The sequence below is a fragment of the Elioraea sp. genome, from assembly GCF_022842375.1.
Taxonomy (GTDB): Bacteria; Pseudomonadota; Alphaproteobacteria; order Acetobacterales; family Acetobacteraceae; genus Elioraea_A.
This window is the reverse complement of sequence record NZ_JALHPR010000002.1, coordinates 12,701-26,564: the sequence shown is the minus strand read 5'-3', so window position 1 is coordinate 26,564 and position 13,864 is coordinate 12,701. Positions and strand designations below refer to the sequence as shown.

The 13,864-nt window shown below is 65.3% G+C and carries 17 protein-coding genes and 1 pseudogene; 14 read left to right on the top strand and 4 right to left on the bottom strand.

Going from position 1 to position 13,864, the window contains the following annotated elements; all coding sequences use genetic code 11:
• Positions 1 to 6: 6 nt before the first annotated feature.
• The 3 genes and pseudogenes from Q0C38_RS01905 to Q0C38_RS23235 form a co-directional block, all read right to left on the bottom strand.
• Entirely contained in the window at positions 7 to 1,467 is a 1,461-nt protein-coding gene (locus Q0C38_RS01905) for an ATP-binding protein (RefSeq protein WP_291295362.1), read from the bottom strand.
• Between the two features lie 50 nt (positions 1,468 to 1,517).
• Complete coding sequence (locus tag Q0C38_RS01900) at positions 1,518 to 3,281, bottom strand: RNA polymerase sigma factor RpoD/SigA (protein ID WP_291295361.1); 1,764 nt, start codon at positions 3,279 to 3,281, stop codon at positions 1,518 to 1,520.
• A 414-nt stretch (positions 3,282 to 3,695) separates the two neighbouring features.
• Positions 3,696 to 3,842 (bottom strand): annotated as a pseudogene (locus Q0C38_RS23235) (ankyrin repeat domain-containing protein); the annotation flags it as partial.
• Positions 3,843 to 4,156: 314 nt separating this feature from the next.
• Here Q0C38_RS23235 and Q0C38_RS01890 point away from each other — a divergent pair.
• Together Q0C38_RS01890 and Q0C38_RS01885 are read left to right on the top strand one after the other, a co-directional pair.
• Positions 4,157 to 4,555, top strand: a complete 399-nt coding sequence (locus Q0C38_RS01890) for a very short patch repair endonuclease (RefSeq protein WP_291295359.1) — start codon at positions 4,157 to 4,159, stop codon at positions 4,553 to 4,555.
• A 69-nt stretch (positions 4,556 to 4,624) separates the two neighbouring features.
• Positions 4,625 to 5,677 (top strand): DNA cytosine methyltransferase, encoded by a 1,053-nt coding sequence (locus Q0C38_RS01885; RefSeq protein WP_291295358.1) that lies wholly within the window; start codon positions 4,625 to 4,627, stop codon positions 5,675 to 5,677.
• A gap of 956 nt (positions 5,678 to 6,633) precedes the next feature.
• Here Q0C38_RS01885 and Q0C38_RS01880 read toward each other — a convergent pair.
• Positions 6,634 to 7,266, bottom strand: a complete 633-nt coding sequence (locus Q0C38_RS01880; RefSeq protein ID WP_291295357.1) for a hypothetical protein — start codon at positions 7,264 to 7,266, stop codon at positions 6,634 to 6,636.
• Between the two features lie 138 nt (positions 7,267 to 7,404).
• Here Q0C38_RS01880 and Q0C38_RS01875 point away from each other — a divergent pair, with 138 nt between their 5' ends.
• The 12 genes from Q0C38_RS01875 (at position 7,405) to Q0C38_RS01820 (ending at position 13,860) form a co-directional block, all read left to right on the top strand.
• Complete coding sequence (locus Q0C38_RS01875; protein WP_291295356.1) at positions 7,405 to 7,665, top strand: helix-turn-helix domain-containing protein; 261 nt, start codon at positions 7,405 to 7,407, stop codon at positions 7,663 to 7,665.
• Positions 7,665 to 7,943 carry a phage protein Gp27 family protein gene (locus tag Q0C38_RS01870; protein ID WP_291295355.1) on the top strand — a complete coding sequence of 93 codons (279 nt, stop codon included), beginning with the start codon at positions 7,665 to 7,667 and terminating at the stop codon, positions 7,941 to 7,943. Before Q0C38_RS01875 ends, Q0C38_RS01870 begins: the two co-directional genes overlap by 1 nt.
• A gap of 143 nt (positions 7,944 to 8,086) precedes the next feature.
• A complete protein-coding gene (locus tag Q0C38_RS01865; RefSeq protein WP_291295354.1) occupies positions 8,087 to 10,204 on the top strand; it encodes a Mu transposase C-terminal domain-containing protein in 2,118 nt (705 codons plus the stop codon).
• A 12-nt stretch (positions 10,205 to 10,216) separates the two neighbouring features.
• Positions 10,217 to 10,996, top strand: coding sequence for an AAA family ATPase (locus Q0C38_RS01860; protein WP_291295353.1), 780 nt, complete (start codon positions 10,217 to 10,219; stop codon positions 10,994 to 10,996).
• A complete protein-coding gene (locus Q0C38_RS01855; RefSeq protein WP_291295352.1) occupies positions 10,996 to 11,631 on the top strand; it encodes a hypothetical protein in 636 nt (211 codons plus the stop codon). Before Q0C38_RS01860 ends, Q0C38_RS01855 begins: the two co-directional genes overlap by 1 nt.
• Positions 11,628 to 12,017: a hypothetical protein gene (locus tag Q0C38_RS01850; protein WP_291295351.1), complete on the top strand. Its 390-nt coding sequence runs from the start codon at positions 11,628 to 11,630 to the stop codon at positions 12,015 to 12,017. Before Q0C38_RS01855 ends, Q0C38_RS01850 begins: the two co-directional genes overlap by 4 nt.
• On the top strand, positions 12,007 to 12,243 hold the full coding sequence (locus Q0C38_RS01845; protein WP_291295350.1) for a hypothetical protein: 237 nt from the start codon (positions 12,007 to 12,009) through the stop codon (positions 12,241 to 12,243). Before Q0C38_RS01850 ends, Q0C38_RS01845 begins: the two co-directional genes overlap by 11 nt.
• Positions 12,240 to 12,560, top strand: a complete 321-nt coding sequence (locus Q0C38_RS01840; RefSeq protein ID WP_291295349.1) for a GapR family DNA-binding domain-containing protein — start codon at positions 12,240 to 12,242, stop codon at positions 12,558 to 12,560. The genes Q0C38_RS01845 and Q0C38_RS01840 overlap by 4 nt, the downstream gene beginning before the upstream one ends.
• Complete coding sequence (locus Q0C38_RS01835; RefSeq protein ID WP_366937227.1) at positions 12,505 to 13,107, top strand: helix-turn-helix domain-containing protein; 603 nt, start codon at positions 12,505 to 12,507, stop codon at positions 13,105 to 13,107. The genes Q0C38_RS01840 and Q0C38_RS01835 overlap by 56 nt, the downstream gene beginning before the upstream one ends.
• Entirely contained in the window at positions 13,101 to 13,379 is a 279-nt protein-coding gene (locus Q0C38_RS01830) for a hypothetical protein (RefSeq protein ID WP_291295347.1), read from the top strand. Before Q0C38_RS01835 ends, Q0C38_RS01830 begins: the two co-directional genes overlap by 7 nt.
• Positions 13,379 to 13,597, top strand: a complete 219-nt coding sequence (locus Q0C38_RS01825; RefSeq protein ID WP_291295346.1) for a hypothetical protein — start codon at positions 13,379 to 13,381, stop codon at positions 13,595 to 13,597. Before Q0C38_RS01830 ends, Q0C38_RS01825 begins: the two co-directional genes overlap by 1 nt.
• Entirely contained in the window at positions 13,597 to 13,860 is a 264-nt protein-coding gene (locus Q0C38_RS01820) for a hypothetical protein (RefSeq protein ID WP_291295345.1), read from the top strand. Before Q0C38_RS01825 ends, Q0C38_RS01820 begins: the two co-directional genes overlap by 1 nt.
• Positions 13,861 to 13,864 lie beyond the last annotated feature (4 nt).

The following is a 13,864-nucleotide window of genomic DNA, read 5'->3' as shown; positions in this document are numbered from 1 at the left end:
TCGCGCTCAGGCCTCATTGGCAGGAATGTCAGGAAGTGCAGCGACGAGGTCCGGGTAGCCGTCGAACGGTTCGGATAGGAGCAGCCGCTCCCGGGCTTCGGCAGGGCTGAGGCCACGGCGCCGGACGAGGCTCCGGTACATCACGTCGAGAACCTGACGGACCTCTGCAGGTGGCGATGCGGTGAAGCCCGTGCGCGGCGTCTCCTTCGCTTCTGCCGTGTCGAGCCAGATCCTCTGCACGGGGACCGTCTCCTCGACCACACGGAGCATCGCCCGGACGAGTGACGTCAGGTCGCCTGCCTGGTGGAGCACGGCAGCCACGGCGGGGTGCGTCTCGTCGATCCGATAGCGCACGCCATCTGCCGTATGCTGGGCGGTCCAGGCCTGGACGATCGGCTGCCCCGTCCGTCTGGCAATCACACGCCCGCGCCATGCGAAGACCCGTCGCGCACGTTCGCGCGTGTCCTCCGCGAGTGCCGTGAGCCGGGGGCGGACCTCTACCGGTGGACGGGCTGTCGATTTGCGGACGTCGATCTTCCAGGCTGCATCGGCGTCGGAGCCGATCTCGACCCGGATGCGTGCGAGGCGGTGGGCTTCCTCCTTGGTCCATGCCCGCCCCCGTCCAAGGCCGAGCCATGTGCCGCCGAGGAGCAGCCGCTCCTGACGATAAACGTAGAAGCCCTGCTGTGCGGTCCAGCCATCAGCCCCGCCTCCGGCAGCGAAGGCACGCAAATCAAGGCGGTCCTTGTGCGGCAGTACATGGGCCTGGACGACGATCGCCCCTGCCGAACTCGGGATGCGCTCCACGGGAGAAGACCATGTGTCCCGATGATCCTTCAGGAAGGGATCCCATGGCTCCACGCGACGCCCGTTCAGGCTGATCCTGAAGCGTGGGCGTACACCCTCGATATAGCGATGGAAGACCATCGCGAGATGGCGCTCCACCCGGTCGATCAGGTCGAGCATGTCCTGCTCGCGGAAGCCCGAGGTGACGATCCGGTCCATTACCTCCCACACCACCAAGGTCCCCGTCCCTTCCGTCGGCAGAGCGGCCAGCAGCTGTTCCGATCCGGGTGCTGTTCCCTCGATGAGTTCCCATTCGTGCCCACCGTTCCCAGCAATCTCGTCCAGGTCCCAGCGGAGGCAGGACACTGACGCAGCCTGTCGGCTCGCGACCGTCAGACGGCGGCATTGCGAGAACGAAGCGGTCTTCAGACCAATGCCGAAGCGTCCGAGGTCACCAGGGGCGCGGGGGTCGAGCGGATTGCGGTCGCCTAGGCGCATGGCACGCTCGAGGTCCGCAGCGTCCATTCCGCGACCATCGTCGACGATGGTTACATACGACGACGGACCTGCCCAGACGAACTCGATGTCGACTTTTGACGCTGCTGCCGCAACACTGTTGTCGATAATGTCCGCCAGGGCCGAGGATGTCGAATAGCCGAGGCCACGAAGGGCTTCGATCATCGCTGTCGCCTTTGGCGGCGCCAAGATTCTCCGGGGTGGGCGGTTGCCCGTCATGGTACGAGGTTCACGAATTGACGGTTCGGCAGCAGTCGCGGCAGGCGCTTCAGAGCCTTGGTCTCGATTTGCCTGATCCGCTCGCGCGTGACGCTGTAGAACCGCCCCACCTCCTCGAGCGTCAACGGATTGCCGTCCGTCAGCCCGAAGCGCAGATCGATTATGCGGGCCTGACGTGCATCCAGTCTGCGGAGGCTGGCGGCGACAAGCCGTCGCAGGTCATGGTGCAGCAAGGCCGTCAGGGGCGTTGCCTCGTCAACGAGGGGGGCAGGAAGCACAGCCTCCTCGTCAAGCAGGCTCCGCATATCGTCGAAAGAGACACCCTCGAGATCTGCGGCCAGGGCGCGTTGGACTGGCACAACGTCGGCCTCCAGCGAGGCCGCAAGCTCTTCCGTTGTCGGCTCCACCCCGGTCTTGGCCCGCAAAGCTTCTGAAACACGTTTCGCCTTAGCGATCCGCTCCAGCATATGCACCGGCACGCGGACCGTGCGCCCCTGGTCCTGCACGTAGCGGCTTATCGACTGCCGGATCCACCATGTCGCGTATGTGCTGAAGCGGAAGCCGCGGTCGGGATCGAAGCGGTCTATGGCCCGCAGCAGTCCGATCTGACCCTCTTGCACGAGATCGAGGAACGGCACAGCGGGACGGGCATAGCGGCGAGCCAGCCAGACCACGCGCTTCAGATTAGCCTCGACGATCGCCTGTCGCGCGTTGACGTAGCGCTGGAAGACATCGTTGAGGCCTGCCGGTCCAGTCGGCTGCTGTGCCTCGAAAGCTGGCCGCCGCAGCACAGCAAGTTCGTGGCCGATTTCATCCGAGCGCCGGATGCTGGCGCGCAGGCCTTCACGGCGACACGTTTCATGCTGACCCAGACATGCCTCGGTCAGCTCCAGAATACGGCGAGGCGTGAGTCGAGCAGCAGCCAGAAGTTCCTGCGCCGCACCTCGCTGAAGGAGTGTCCTCGCGGTCGCACGGAGATGCGTTGCCAGGGCATATGTTGCCGGAGTTCCTGCATCGCCCGGGAAGTCGGCGAAGGCCCTCTCTCCGGGTTCTGCCTGGGCGTCCTGATCAGGATCCGATGCGTCCGCCTCGTCCTGGTCGTCTGCACCCCAGCCAGCCTCCGAAATGTCCCGCGGAAGCACGGACCGGGCATCAAGCTGATCCGCCCAACTCTCGAAAATGGCTGCCGTCAGAGGGTTGGAGGCAGCAGCTCTCCGCAGGAAGGCCAGCGACGCAGCGAGTTCGCGGAAAAGGCGCGTCTCCGTCGCCTTGGAGAGAACTGGCGCGCCCGCCGCGGTGTCTAGCAGAACACGCTCTGCATCGGGCGATCCGCCCCAGATCTCGGTCAGGCGGTCCGCTGCTGCTGCGACCTCGTATGCGGCCCCGATCGTCTGCAGGTCATCGCCCTCGACAACGGCCATGCGTGCCCAGTCGATGGCATGCTCGTTTTCCACGAGGATCCCGAGGTCCTCCAGCAGGATCTCAAGCGCCGCGACAAAGCGGTTTCCCCGTTCCCCGTCGACTAGGCTTTCACGCAGTGCATCGAGTTCCTCGGCAAGGATGCAGCCCTCGCGAAGACCGGCCAATATTAGGTCGGTGACTGCGCGAAAGCCGTCAGATCCCTGCTTGAACGCGTCCGCCCAGTCCGGTGCCGTGTCAGGGAGGTCGATGTGCGTGTCGGTCCAGTCGGCGGCCGGCAGCTCAGCCGCATGCCGGCTGACTGCCTTCTCGCGGTCTGCCGCCGCAGCGGCGATCTCCACCCCGGAAGACGTCAGGTCAGGCTCAGGTTCAGGCTCCCATTGTGCCTCGCCTTGCCCGCTCGAGACCGTATCTGTCGCTAGGGTGTCGGCTCCGATCGGCGCGCCCATCGCGTCCGAAGAACCGTCCTCAGCCTTCCTGCGAGCGAGTGCCGCACCAGGCGACATGAGAAGGTCAGTAGACTCGACGGACGGCGCGGGTGTAGGCACCAAGCCAGACGCAGTGTGGACCTCATGCTGCTGTGCATTCGGCTCTTGCGGGGAAAGGGCAGCAGGGATCGACTTCCCTTCGCCGTCATCCCCGACAACTGAATACCTCTTAGCGGGGGCCGGCGCACTTGGCCAACATTGGTGCTCCAGAAGAGTGAGGACCTGGAGGTGGCCTTTCGCCCGCGCAAGCGCGACGGCGTCATTACCGTTCAGGTCACGGAGGGTGGTGTCAGCGCCAGCCTGCAGCAGTACCCGACAGACATCGACGTGACCGCGCATGGCTGCCAGCATGAGTGGCGTGCGTCCCTGGGCGTCGCGACCGTCAAGCGGCGCGCCGCGTTTGAGATTCGTCACGACTGCAGCCACAACACCCGAGGCTAAGGCCAGACGGAAAAGCGTCCCCAGACTAGGCGACGCGCTCAAGCCGCGTTCCCCCGGGACCGATTCGCTCTAGGTGTTGAGAAGCGGTACGAAATGACAAGGCGACAAGAACCCCTCTCGTTTAATCTAATGCGGATTAACGTCGTCTCCTGTGGCTAGAAGTTCAAGCCCGCAGGGAGGGGCAGAGGGTGCCGAGAAAGCAGCCGGTCGCCAATAGGGGCGCCTCGCAGTCGACACACGTACGGCCCCCCCAATGCAACAGCATGCGTCGACACAGGGGCGATATCATGTCCCCGGAGAAGCGCAGCGCCGTCATGGCAAAGATTAGGGGGCGCGATACGGGCCCCGAGCGGATCGTCGCCGGCCTGCTCCGCGATGCAGGCCTGACCTTCGAGAGTCATGCCCGAGACCTGCCTGGCAGGCCTGACTTTGTGTTTCGCGATCAGCGAATTGCCGTCTTCGTCGATGGCGACTTCTGGCACGGCTGGCGTTTCCCGGTGTGGCGCGACAAGTTGTCGGTAGCCTGGGAGGCCAAGATCGAAGCAACAAGGGTCAGAGACGCCAGAAACTTTCGGCGCCTCAGGCGATCCGGATGGCGAGTCATCCGCATCTGGGAACACCAGCTTGCGCGCGACCCCGAGGGCAGTTTGGCTCGGGTGACAACGGCGTTAAAAGGTTCGCGCTGACACCCGGTCTTTCGCGAACGTTCGCTCGGGCTCGCACTGCTTCGCTCGGCCTGTTACGAATTGTCTGTGATGGCGATTCGCGGCATTGATCTGTTTTGCGGTGGTGGCGGGAGCTCCTGGGGTGCCCGCGCTGCAGGTGTCGAAATGGTGGGGGCCGTCGATGCGTGGGGCATGGCGGCGGCGACCTACCGTCGTAACTTCCCCAACGCGCGGGTCGTTCAAACGCGTCTAAACCGCCGATCGGACAGAGCCCTCCTCGGCGACCTCGGCCATGTCGACCTTGTCCTGGCGTCCCCTGAGTGCACCAGCCACACGCCAGCGCGCGGTGCGCGAGTTAAGGATGAAGCAAGCCGGGCAACTGCGTTCCATGTACTCAAGTTCATAAGGAACCTGAGTCCGCGCTGGGCGGTAATCGAAAATGTAATTCAAATGCGTTCGTGGGAGCGATATACCAACTTCCTTGCAGCGCTCAAAGAGCATATGCATGTAACGGAGCATGTGCTCGATGCTCAGGACTTTGGTGTCCCGCAGACCCGTCGTCGAATTTTTCTAATGTGCAGTAAAGATGAGCCGCCTGAGCGTCCCAGACCGCTGGCAGATCGCCGTCGGACTGTCACCGACATCCTTGCTCCCACTGGAACCTATAAGACCCGCCCGTTGTTTGATGGCGGTCTGGCAGAACCGACTATCGCACGCGCTAGGCGTGCAATCGAGACGCTTGGACGTGAGATCCCTTTCCTGATCGTCTACTACAGTAGCGATGGAGCAGGGGGTTGGCAGCCGCTCGATCGACCAATTCGCACTCTGACAACCCTTGATCGGTTCGGCCTTGTCGAATGGATTGGCGGCGAGCCTCGCATGCGAATGCTGCAGGTGGACGAACTACAGCGCGCGATGGGCTTTAGTGATGACTACGTCCTCGATCAGGGTACTAGACGAGACAAGATAAAGATGCTGGGGAACGGCGTTTGTCCGCCTGTTATGCAGAGCGTTGTGAGTGCATTGATAGGTTCGGCGACCACTTACGCATCGCGTACTTCTGACGCGCTGGATCACAGGATGGGCGCAGGGTTTCCGGTGATCCAAACTCCGGACGTCTCAGGCATCCTACCAGCGATATAGTTGGACACTAGATCGGACCACCCACTCTATGCGCTCTCCTGGGGTACGCGAAGAAATCGCTTCCAGGCCTGCGACACGCAAGCCATGGTTTGTCCATGTCGTCAGGACCTGAACGATCTAGTGAGTGTCGCTGGGTAGTTGTCACATCCGATGGGCGATACGTGTCCCTTGGTCGGCACAGCGACCCGAGCGAAGAGGAGATCACTGCTGCCGAGCAGGCCTTGCGCTCGCAGAATTTGAGCGGCTGGCTTGCTATCATGAAGGGCAGCCCCTGGATCGGGGACCCGCCTCACCTGCTGGAAGTCAGACCGCTAGCTTGCCCATCCACAACCTTCACGGATGCGGCGGCCGCTTGCGTTGCAGCAATTATGGCCAATCGGGCGGAGGTCTCGCGCTGAAGTGCGGTTTGCTGCCGCCACCTTGGGCATCCAACCTAACCTGCGAAACACCGCAAATCAGCTCGCCCGCAAGCTACTGATTTCGCAGCCTTTTGTCCGATGTACTCGATCGCGCTGGTCAACAGGTTCGGAGAGAGCGGGCCGCCGGAGAGCCGCGTTTTGCCGGTGCACGGAAGGGGCGGTCACTGTAACCCGACAGATGGTTCTTCCTTGGAAAGGATGTGGGATCGGCCGTTCACCGCCGGGATGGCGCGGGGGCGTAACGACAACACATTGATTGCGCGAAAAAAACCGGGTCTCGCGTGCAATGGGAGATGTATCGCAGTAGCGCAGCGCTGACAGATGGTCCTTCCCATGGCGGCAGGAATACGCCCAGAAGACACCGCTAAACCGTTGAAATGCTGTCGCTAGGTAGCACCCAATGCGGTCGCCATGTGCGACCTGTGCCACCTTCCACGAAACCGGCCTCAGACAAGGCTCTGAGCCGCTAATGACTACCCTTGTGCTCCACAAAAGGTGGCACAGAGACAGTGTTCCTAACCGACGATATCGTTGCGATCAAGCGTAGCTGGTGCTGCCCGCCAACCGAAACACTCGGCCTAGTACAGTAACTGGCACCGTGAGCAGCCTATGCGCGGAAGTCTTGCCTGGCTCGCCAACAAGAAGACCGTCAGGATCCAGCTGTAGCCACCGCACGAACACCTCCGCGCCCTGCGCAAATACGAAGATCGAGCCCTCCGGCCGGACCTCCGTTTGAGCTGTGTCGATGAAGATGTCAGCCAGCTCTACGCCAGGGAGCACCAGGCTGAGCCCGCGCGCATCGGCCACTGCCAAAGTGGCTACATCCAAATTCTGCGCCTCACGAGCTGCATCAGCAGAGAGAGCGACGACTTCGCCAGTTCGCCTCAGTGCCGGGGGTGACAGAGACGCGAGCTCCAGCGCGACCCTAGGAACTAGCAGGATATCTGATCCTGGAAGCAGCTGACGTGTGAGCTGCTGCTCGCTCTCTTTGGGGCCCTCCCCAGTCGCCAGCCAGTGAAGATTGACATCGGCCGCGCGAGCTAACCCAACGATCGCGGGGAGCGCAGGCTTGGATTTGCCGTCTCGATACCCGGCCACCTGGTCCTCTGACACGCCGGCAGCTATCGCGGCGGACCGCACTCCTCCGATGGTCGCAATGACCTCCTTCATGCGCGCCTTCCAGCCAGCGTCTGGACGCCAGAGAACCTTAGAAGCGCCGTGTGCCGTATTTTTGCGGTCCATGCCGTTGCGTGTGCCGTAAATCTACGGCATACTCCTTCACAGGGTCACTTTGTGAGGGAAGGCTATATGCGGCCGGCACTGGCGGCAATCGGCGCGGACTGGGGTGCGGAAGAACTTCGGTACGCCCTCCACAAGAAAGGGCTGAGTTGGAAGGCCGTGAGCCGTCACGCCGGCCTTCGTGGTGGCAATGCCCGGAAGGTTTGCGACCTGCCCTGGCCTCGCGTCGAACTCGTGGTGGCCGAGCTGTTGGAAATGCGGCCGGAGGAGATCTGGCCTGAGCGCTGGGCGAGGCGCGCCAAGCGGCAGCGCATGCGCGAGGCGGCCTGATGCCGCTCAAGGGAACAGTCAGGACACTGACATCCGATGTTCGGCGCTTGCTGGATCTCTTGGTCATCGATCCACAACCGACCATCGACGACATCGTCAGTACGATCTCAGCTGTTGGCGGACAGGTTAGTCGAAGCGCGGTCGGGCGCTATCGGAAGCGCTTCGAAGACGAATTTGGCAAAGGCGTAGAGGCGGAGTTTCGGCGCCGGCTCCTGCTCGCGGAAGAGCTTCGCCGCAATCCCAAGCCGCGCGTCCGGATCAAGGCGGGGCGGGGCTGATGGAAGCTCAGCATTCACCTGCAAGTGCACAAGCTGCCAGCGATAGGCAAGCAGTCTGGATCGGTGAGTTCGATCGGACTGAATGGACAGCTGCAGAGCTCGTAGACCTCCGCCTTGAAGGCTTCCCGTCCACCGCGTTCACGATGCGGCGCTGGCTTCAGCGTGCAGGCTGCCTCGCAGAGGAGCGGCGCGCCAATGGCGGTGTCACGCTCTTCTGGAACCTCCACAGCTTCCCCCAGGCGCTTCGCCTGGCCATCGCTGCACGGCTGGCCGAGGTGCTTCGCGGCCGCTCTGTCGAGCAGCAGGACAAGGCTGACACCGCCGACGCGTGCGAGGACCTCAAGGCTCTCTCACAGCTCCCTGACGCCGCGAACCGTCGCGCGGTCGCACGCCTCACGGCGGTCCGTGCCTGGCAGGCGTGGCGTGAAACCACCGGCATGCGCGGCTCACGCGGTGCCGCGCGGTTTGCGGAAGCTTGGCAGGCCGGTGCGATCGCATCACCCGAATGGGTGAAGTCGGCGCTGCCGGCGTTCTGTGTGCGTTCCCTGATGGACTGGGAGCGAACGTTCGATGCTCGCGGCGCTTCCGCCCTCGGCGGGGACTACAAGGCGCGCGAGCACACGATCGACGCCAACCCGGCGATGATGGCCCGCGCTGAAGCGACCATCGCCGAGTTTCCGCACATCAACGGCGAGAAGCTCCGCTGGTCTCTGGCTGCCAAGTTCGGAGACGACGCGACGCCGAGCGTGCGCTCGGTCCAGCGCTGGCTGGCGGCATGGAAGCAGCAGAACCGTCGCCTGCACGCCTCGATCGTCAACCCCGATGCCCATAAGGCCAGGTTCAGGCCCGCATTCGGGAGTGCGTCAGAGGGCATCACCCGCCTCAACCAGGTGTGGGAGTTCGACGACACGCCCTCCGACATCATTCTGGCAGACGGTCAGCGCTACGCCGTGATCGGCATGATCGACGTCTGGTCGCGCCGGTTGATGCTGCAGGTGCATCGATCATCGACGAGCCACGGCATCAGCCTGCTGATGCGCCGGGCGCTGCTCACCTTCGGTGTGCCCGAGACGGTCCGCACCGACAACGGCGCGGCCTATGTCTCGCGCCACATCACCGAGGTGCTGAAGCGGCTCGACGTCACGCATGACATCCTTCCGCCGTTCAGCCCGGAGCGGAAGCCGTTCATCGAACGCGCGCTCAAGACCTTCGCCTATGACCTGGTGGAAGTGCTGCCGGGCTTCGTCGGCCACAGCGTTGCAGAGGCGCAGGCCCTGCGTGCCAGGCAGACCTTCGCGCAGCGGCTTTTCGGCCGCGGTGACGCGGTTGAGCTTCGCATGTCGGCTGCTGACTTCCAGGCATTCTGCGACGACTGGACCGAGGGCTACCACGGCCGCTCGCACGGCACGCTCCGCACCACTCCCGCCCTGCGGGCCGCGCAGTGGGCTGGCCGCATCCGCACGATCACGGACGAGCGGGCGCTCGACGTACTCCTGGCACCCCTGGCTGGCGGCGATGGCCGACGCACGGTCACGAAGAAGGGCATCCGGGTCGAGAACGGGCTCTTCATCGCGCCCCAGCTGGGCGACCTAGTCGGCGAGACGGTGGAGTGCCGCCAGGACCCGGCCGACGCTGGCCGCGTCTACGTGTTCGACGATGCCGGCCGCTTCGTATGCATCGCCGAGGATCCTGATCGCACCGGCGTGTCGCGCGACGAGATCGCGGCAGCCGCTCGCGCGCATGCTCAGAAGCGGCTGAAGGACCATCGCGCCGAGCTACGCGACCGTCGCCGCACTGAGCTGCCAGACCCCGACACGCTGGCGCGCGACATCATCACCGCGCGCATCGCTGCCGCTCCGAAGGTCCTGGTCTTCCCCCGCCCAGCAGAGATGCACGCGAGCGAGGGCCTGGAGCAGTCAGGCAGGGCTTCGCGGGCGGAGGAAGCGCCGGTGGCGCCGGCGCGCACCCCAGCAGACGAGCGGCGAGATGCACAGCTCGTCGCCCTGGCATCGCGGAGGCGTGCGGAGGAGGCGCGGGATCCGCGCGCCGAGCGCAACGCCCGCGTCGCGCGCGGCCTGGCGGCCTGGGACGCCCTGAACGGCGGCGCAGCGATCCCTGAGACGGAGCGCGCCTGGTTCGAGGCTTACGAGACGACCACGGAGTTCCTGAGTGCCCTGTCCCTCGCGCGCGGCATCGACATCCGCCGGGGGCACTACCGCTCGCGCGCAACCCCTCGTGCCTCTTCCCCCAACGCCAGCTGATCCGGAGACGTGATGACCGCAGAGATTGTCGATTTCCAGCCTGCAGGCACCGCAACCATCGCGGCGCTTCGCAACGTCAGCCTCTTCGCCGAGGGCCTATCCGCAGCGACGGCCAGGTCGATGCACCTCCCTGGCCTTGTCGTCTTCCACGGCCCGTCAGGCTACGGAAAGACGTTCGCTGCGACCTATGCCGCGAACGTCCACCGCGCGCACTACGTGGAGGCTCGCAGCTCCTGGACGAAGCGCGCGCTATGCCGCGCGATCCTGCATGAGATGGGCATCGAACCCGCCCAGCGCGTCTACGAGATGACGTCCCAGATCGCGGACGCGCTGCTCGCCTCGGGCCGCCCCCTCATCCTCGACGAGGCCGATCATGTGCTGGCTGCCGGCGCGATCGAGATTGTCCGCGACATCCACGAGAGCAGCGGAGCGGCGATCGCGCTGATCGGCGAGGAGCGGCTCCCAGCCAAGCTCCGCGCGGTGGAGCGCGTGCATAACCGGGTGCTGCGATGGGTCGCCGCGATGCCTGTCGACCTTCACGACACGCGGCAGCTTGCACGGCTCTACTGCACAGGTCTCACGCTCGCAGACGATCTCCTTGAGGCGGTGGTCGATGCGGCGAAGGGCGGCGCGCGCCGGGTCTGCATCAACCTGGACCTGATCCGCGATGCCGCGCGCGCGGAGCAGCCTTCGGCGATCGACGCCGCCTGGTGGGCGGGACGCCCGCTCTACACGGGCCAGGTGCAGCCGCGCGATGACGCCTGGTCGGCTTCCAAGCGAGGTGCGCGCTGATGGCGCGAGGCGTGAAGCCCGTCGTGCGTCGCGCGGCAGAGGTGGTCATGACCGGCCGCCCTGCGATCTGGGCCGCGATCAGGAAGCTGTCGGAGACACCTGGCGCTCCGATGACGCGCACCAGGATCGGCCAGGTCAGCTACGTGCCCGTGCGCACTGTGAGCAGCTACGTGGCCGCGCTCGAGGCGGCCGGCATCCTATCGCGCAGCGATGCCAAGGGACCCGGAGGCGGCGCCACGTGGGTCCTGGTGCGAGACGTCGGGCCGACGCCGCCTCGGCTGTTGCGTGACGGCACCGAGCCGAAGCTCGGCAGCGGTCGCGACCGCCTCTGGCGCACGATGAAGATGCTGAAGATGTTCACGCCGCGCGACCTTGCCGTCGCGGCAAGCATCGATGGCGGCGTCGTCTCGGAGCACGAGGCCGACACCTACGTGAAGTTCTTGGTCCGTGCTGGCTATCTCCGCGTCCAGGTCCCCGCGAAGCCTGGACGCAAGGGCGTGACGGCGACCTACCGGTTCGTGAAGAACACCGGGCCTGAGGCGCCTCAGGTCACGCGCTTGAAGGCAGTCTTCGACCCGAACCTGAAGCAGATCACTTGGCATGCCGGAGCGCCGGAACTGGGAGGCGCAGCATGAGCGGCTCGCGGAACCAGGACGCTGCGCGCGCCGCGTGGGGTGCCGCCACCCCAGACTGGATCGATGTGCTCGCGACGGCATGCGACGCGACAAGCCAGACGGCTGTAGCGCAGCGGCTCGGCATCTCCGGCAGTGCGGTCAATGCCGCGCTCCGAAACCGTTACCCAGCAGAGACGGTCCGCATCGAGCAGCGCGTCCGCGGCGTGCTGATGCGCGCGACCGTTGCATGCCCTGTGCTCGGAGAGCTCGCCTCGGATCTCTGCCTCGAGTGGCAGGGAAAGGCCGAGACGTTCCAGGACACCGGCCAGCTCCGCCGCCGGATGTTCGCTGCCTGCAGGCGGTGCGCTCGATCTCGGTTCCCCAAGGAGACAGTGAATGGTCAGTGAGCAGCTCTTGCACCTCGCGTCCTGGTGCAGGTCGTACCGCGAGCGCGGCGTGAAGGACGTCGACCAGGCCTTCCGCACGATCGAAGCGATCGCCCGCGATCTGGTGGAAGACGTCCGCCACCTCGAGCGCCAGGTCGTCCCGATCGGGGCCCGGCGGCAAGTCGTTCCGGATGGTGTGGTCGACCTCGAGGCGCTGCGTCGGCTCCGCAGCGGAGGTGCGCTGTGAGCAAACCCGGCCCTGGTCACAACAGCGCCGCGAACGCGGAGAAGGCGTTGCGCGGCCTCGCATCGCGCATCGAGCAGCTCGATGAAGAGATTTCGGGCCTGAATGCCGAGAAGAGCGACGCCTACAAGGAAGCCAAGCGCCTGGGCTTCCCGCCCGACGCGCTGCGCGGTGCCCTCAAGTACCGCAAGGATCCCGAGAAGGCCGACGAGAAGACGGCCGAGATGGAGCGGGTTCTCGAGGTTCTCGGCCGCGCTCAGGGAGATGGCACGCCGCGTGCTACGCGCGTGCACGCACGAGGCGGCGGCGGCGATGAGTGATCGTCAGGGCTCAGGGCTTCACGTCCGCATCGTCACCATCGCGCACGTGGTTCGCGTGGTCAGCGAGGCCTACGGCGTCTCTCCGCTCGATGTTCTCGGCAAGCGACGTGGCGACGGGATCATGGAGCCGCGCCAGGTCGCTATGTTCCTCGCTCGGCATTGCACGCTGCAGAGCTTCCCTCAGATCGCCCGGGCCATGCACCGCGACCACACGACGGTGATGCACGGTGTGGAGCGCGTGCGCGAGCGGATCGCAGCCGAGCCCTCATTCGCAACGCGCGTCGCGGGGATCGAAGCGCAGGTCCTGAGCCTGGCTGATCAGCAGGTGAGAGAGGCCGCATCGAAACCAGCACCAGTCGCCGCGCAAGTCGACGCGTGGCGCGGCGGCGTGGCCGATCAGGCGACGGTCCGACGCTGGGGGATGGACCACGGCGTGCGGATCAACGCGGTTGGGCCGCTCACCGAGATCGACATGGCGCTGGTGAACAACCGACGGCGGCTGCTCGACCTCGCCCCCTTCATCCTTGCAACGACGGGAGCATGCTGATGGCGGAGATGTGGTGTGACGCGAAGGGCGAGCTGGCGGTCGGCGCGCGGCGCCCCTTGCCCAGCCACTTCATCATCGCCGGCCCTGGTGCCTTGCTGAGGCGTGCGATCGAGAGCCTTGCGCGGCTCGCCTACGACGGTCGGACGTGGCTCGTTCCCGGAGTTCCCGAGGCGGCATCGAAAGCCGAGGCGATGGCGGCGCTCCAGCAGTTCCGCGAGCGCGTGACGAAGCACATCGACCGCGAAGTCGCGGCCCGCAAGGAGGCGCGCTGATGCCGGAGCCACTCGCAGGCGGCGATGCGGCCGGCCTCGATTTCGGACGTCGCGTCGTCCCGATCGCTGAGCAGATCGCGTGCGTCACGCGCGAGATCGAGATGCGCCGCCGCGTCTACCCACGATGGGTACAGGACGGCCGCATGAAGCCAACCAAGGCGCAGGCGGAAATCGAGGCCATGGAAGCCGTCCTGGCGACACTGAAGGGAGCGCTCTGATGGCTTTCGCCTACTGCATGCCGAACGGCGTCATACGCCTCGGCTGGCACATGCCCGCCGGCGCGCAGCTGATCGTGCAGCACGGCGATCTCTTCACCCTCAGCGCTGCGCTCACCCGGCACGCGAAGGTCTCTGACGACAGGGAGACGTACCTGCTGCCGATCGCTGCTGGCGAGACGCCGGCGGCCGCGATCGCGAAGTTCCGAGACCGGATCAAGAACCACATCAGCCTCGCCGCAGCGCGGGGGAAGGAGGGGTTGTGAGCAA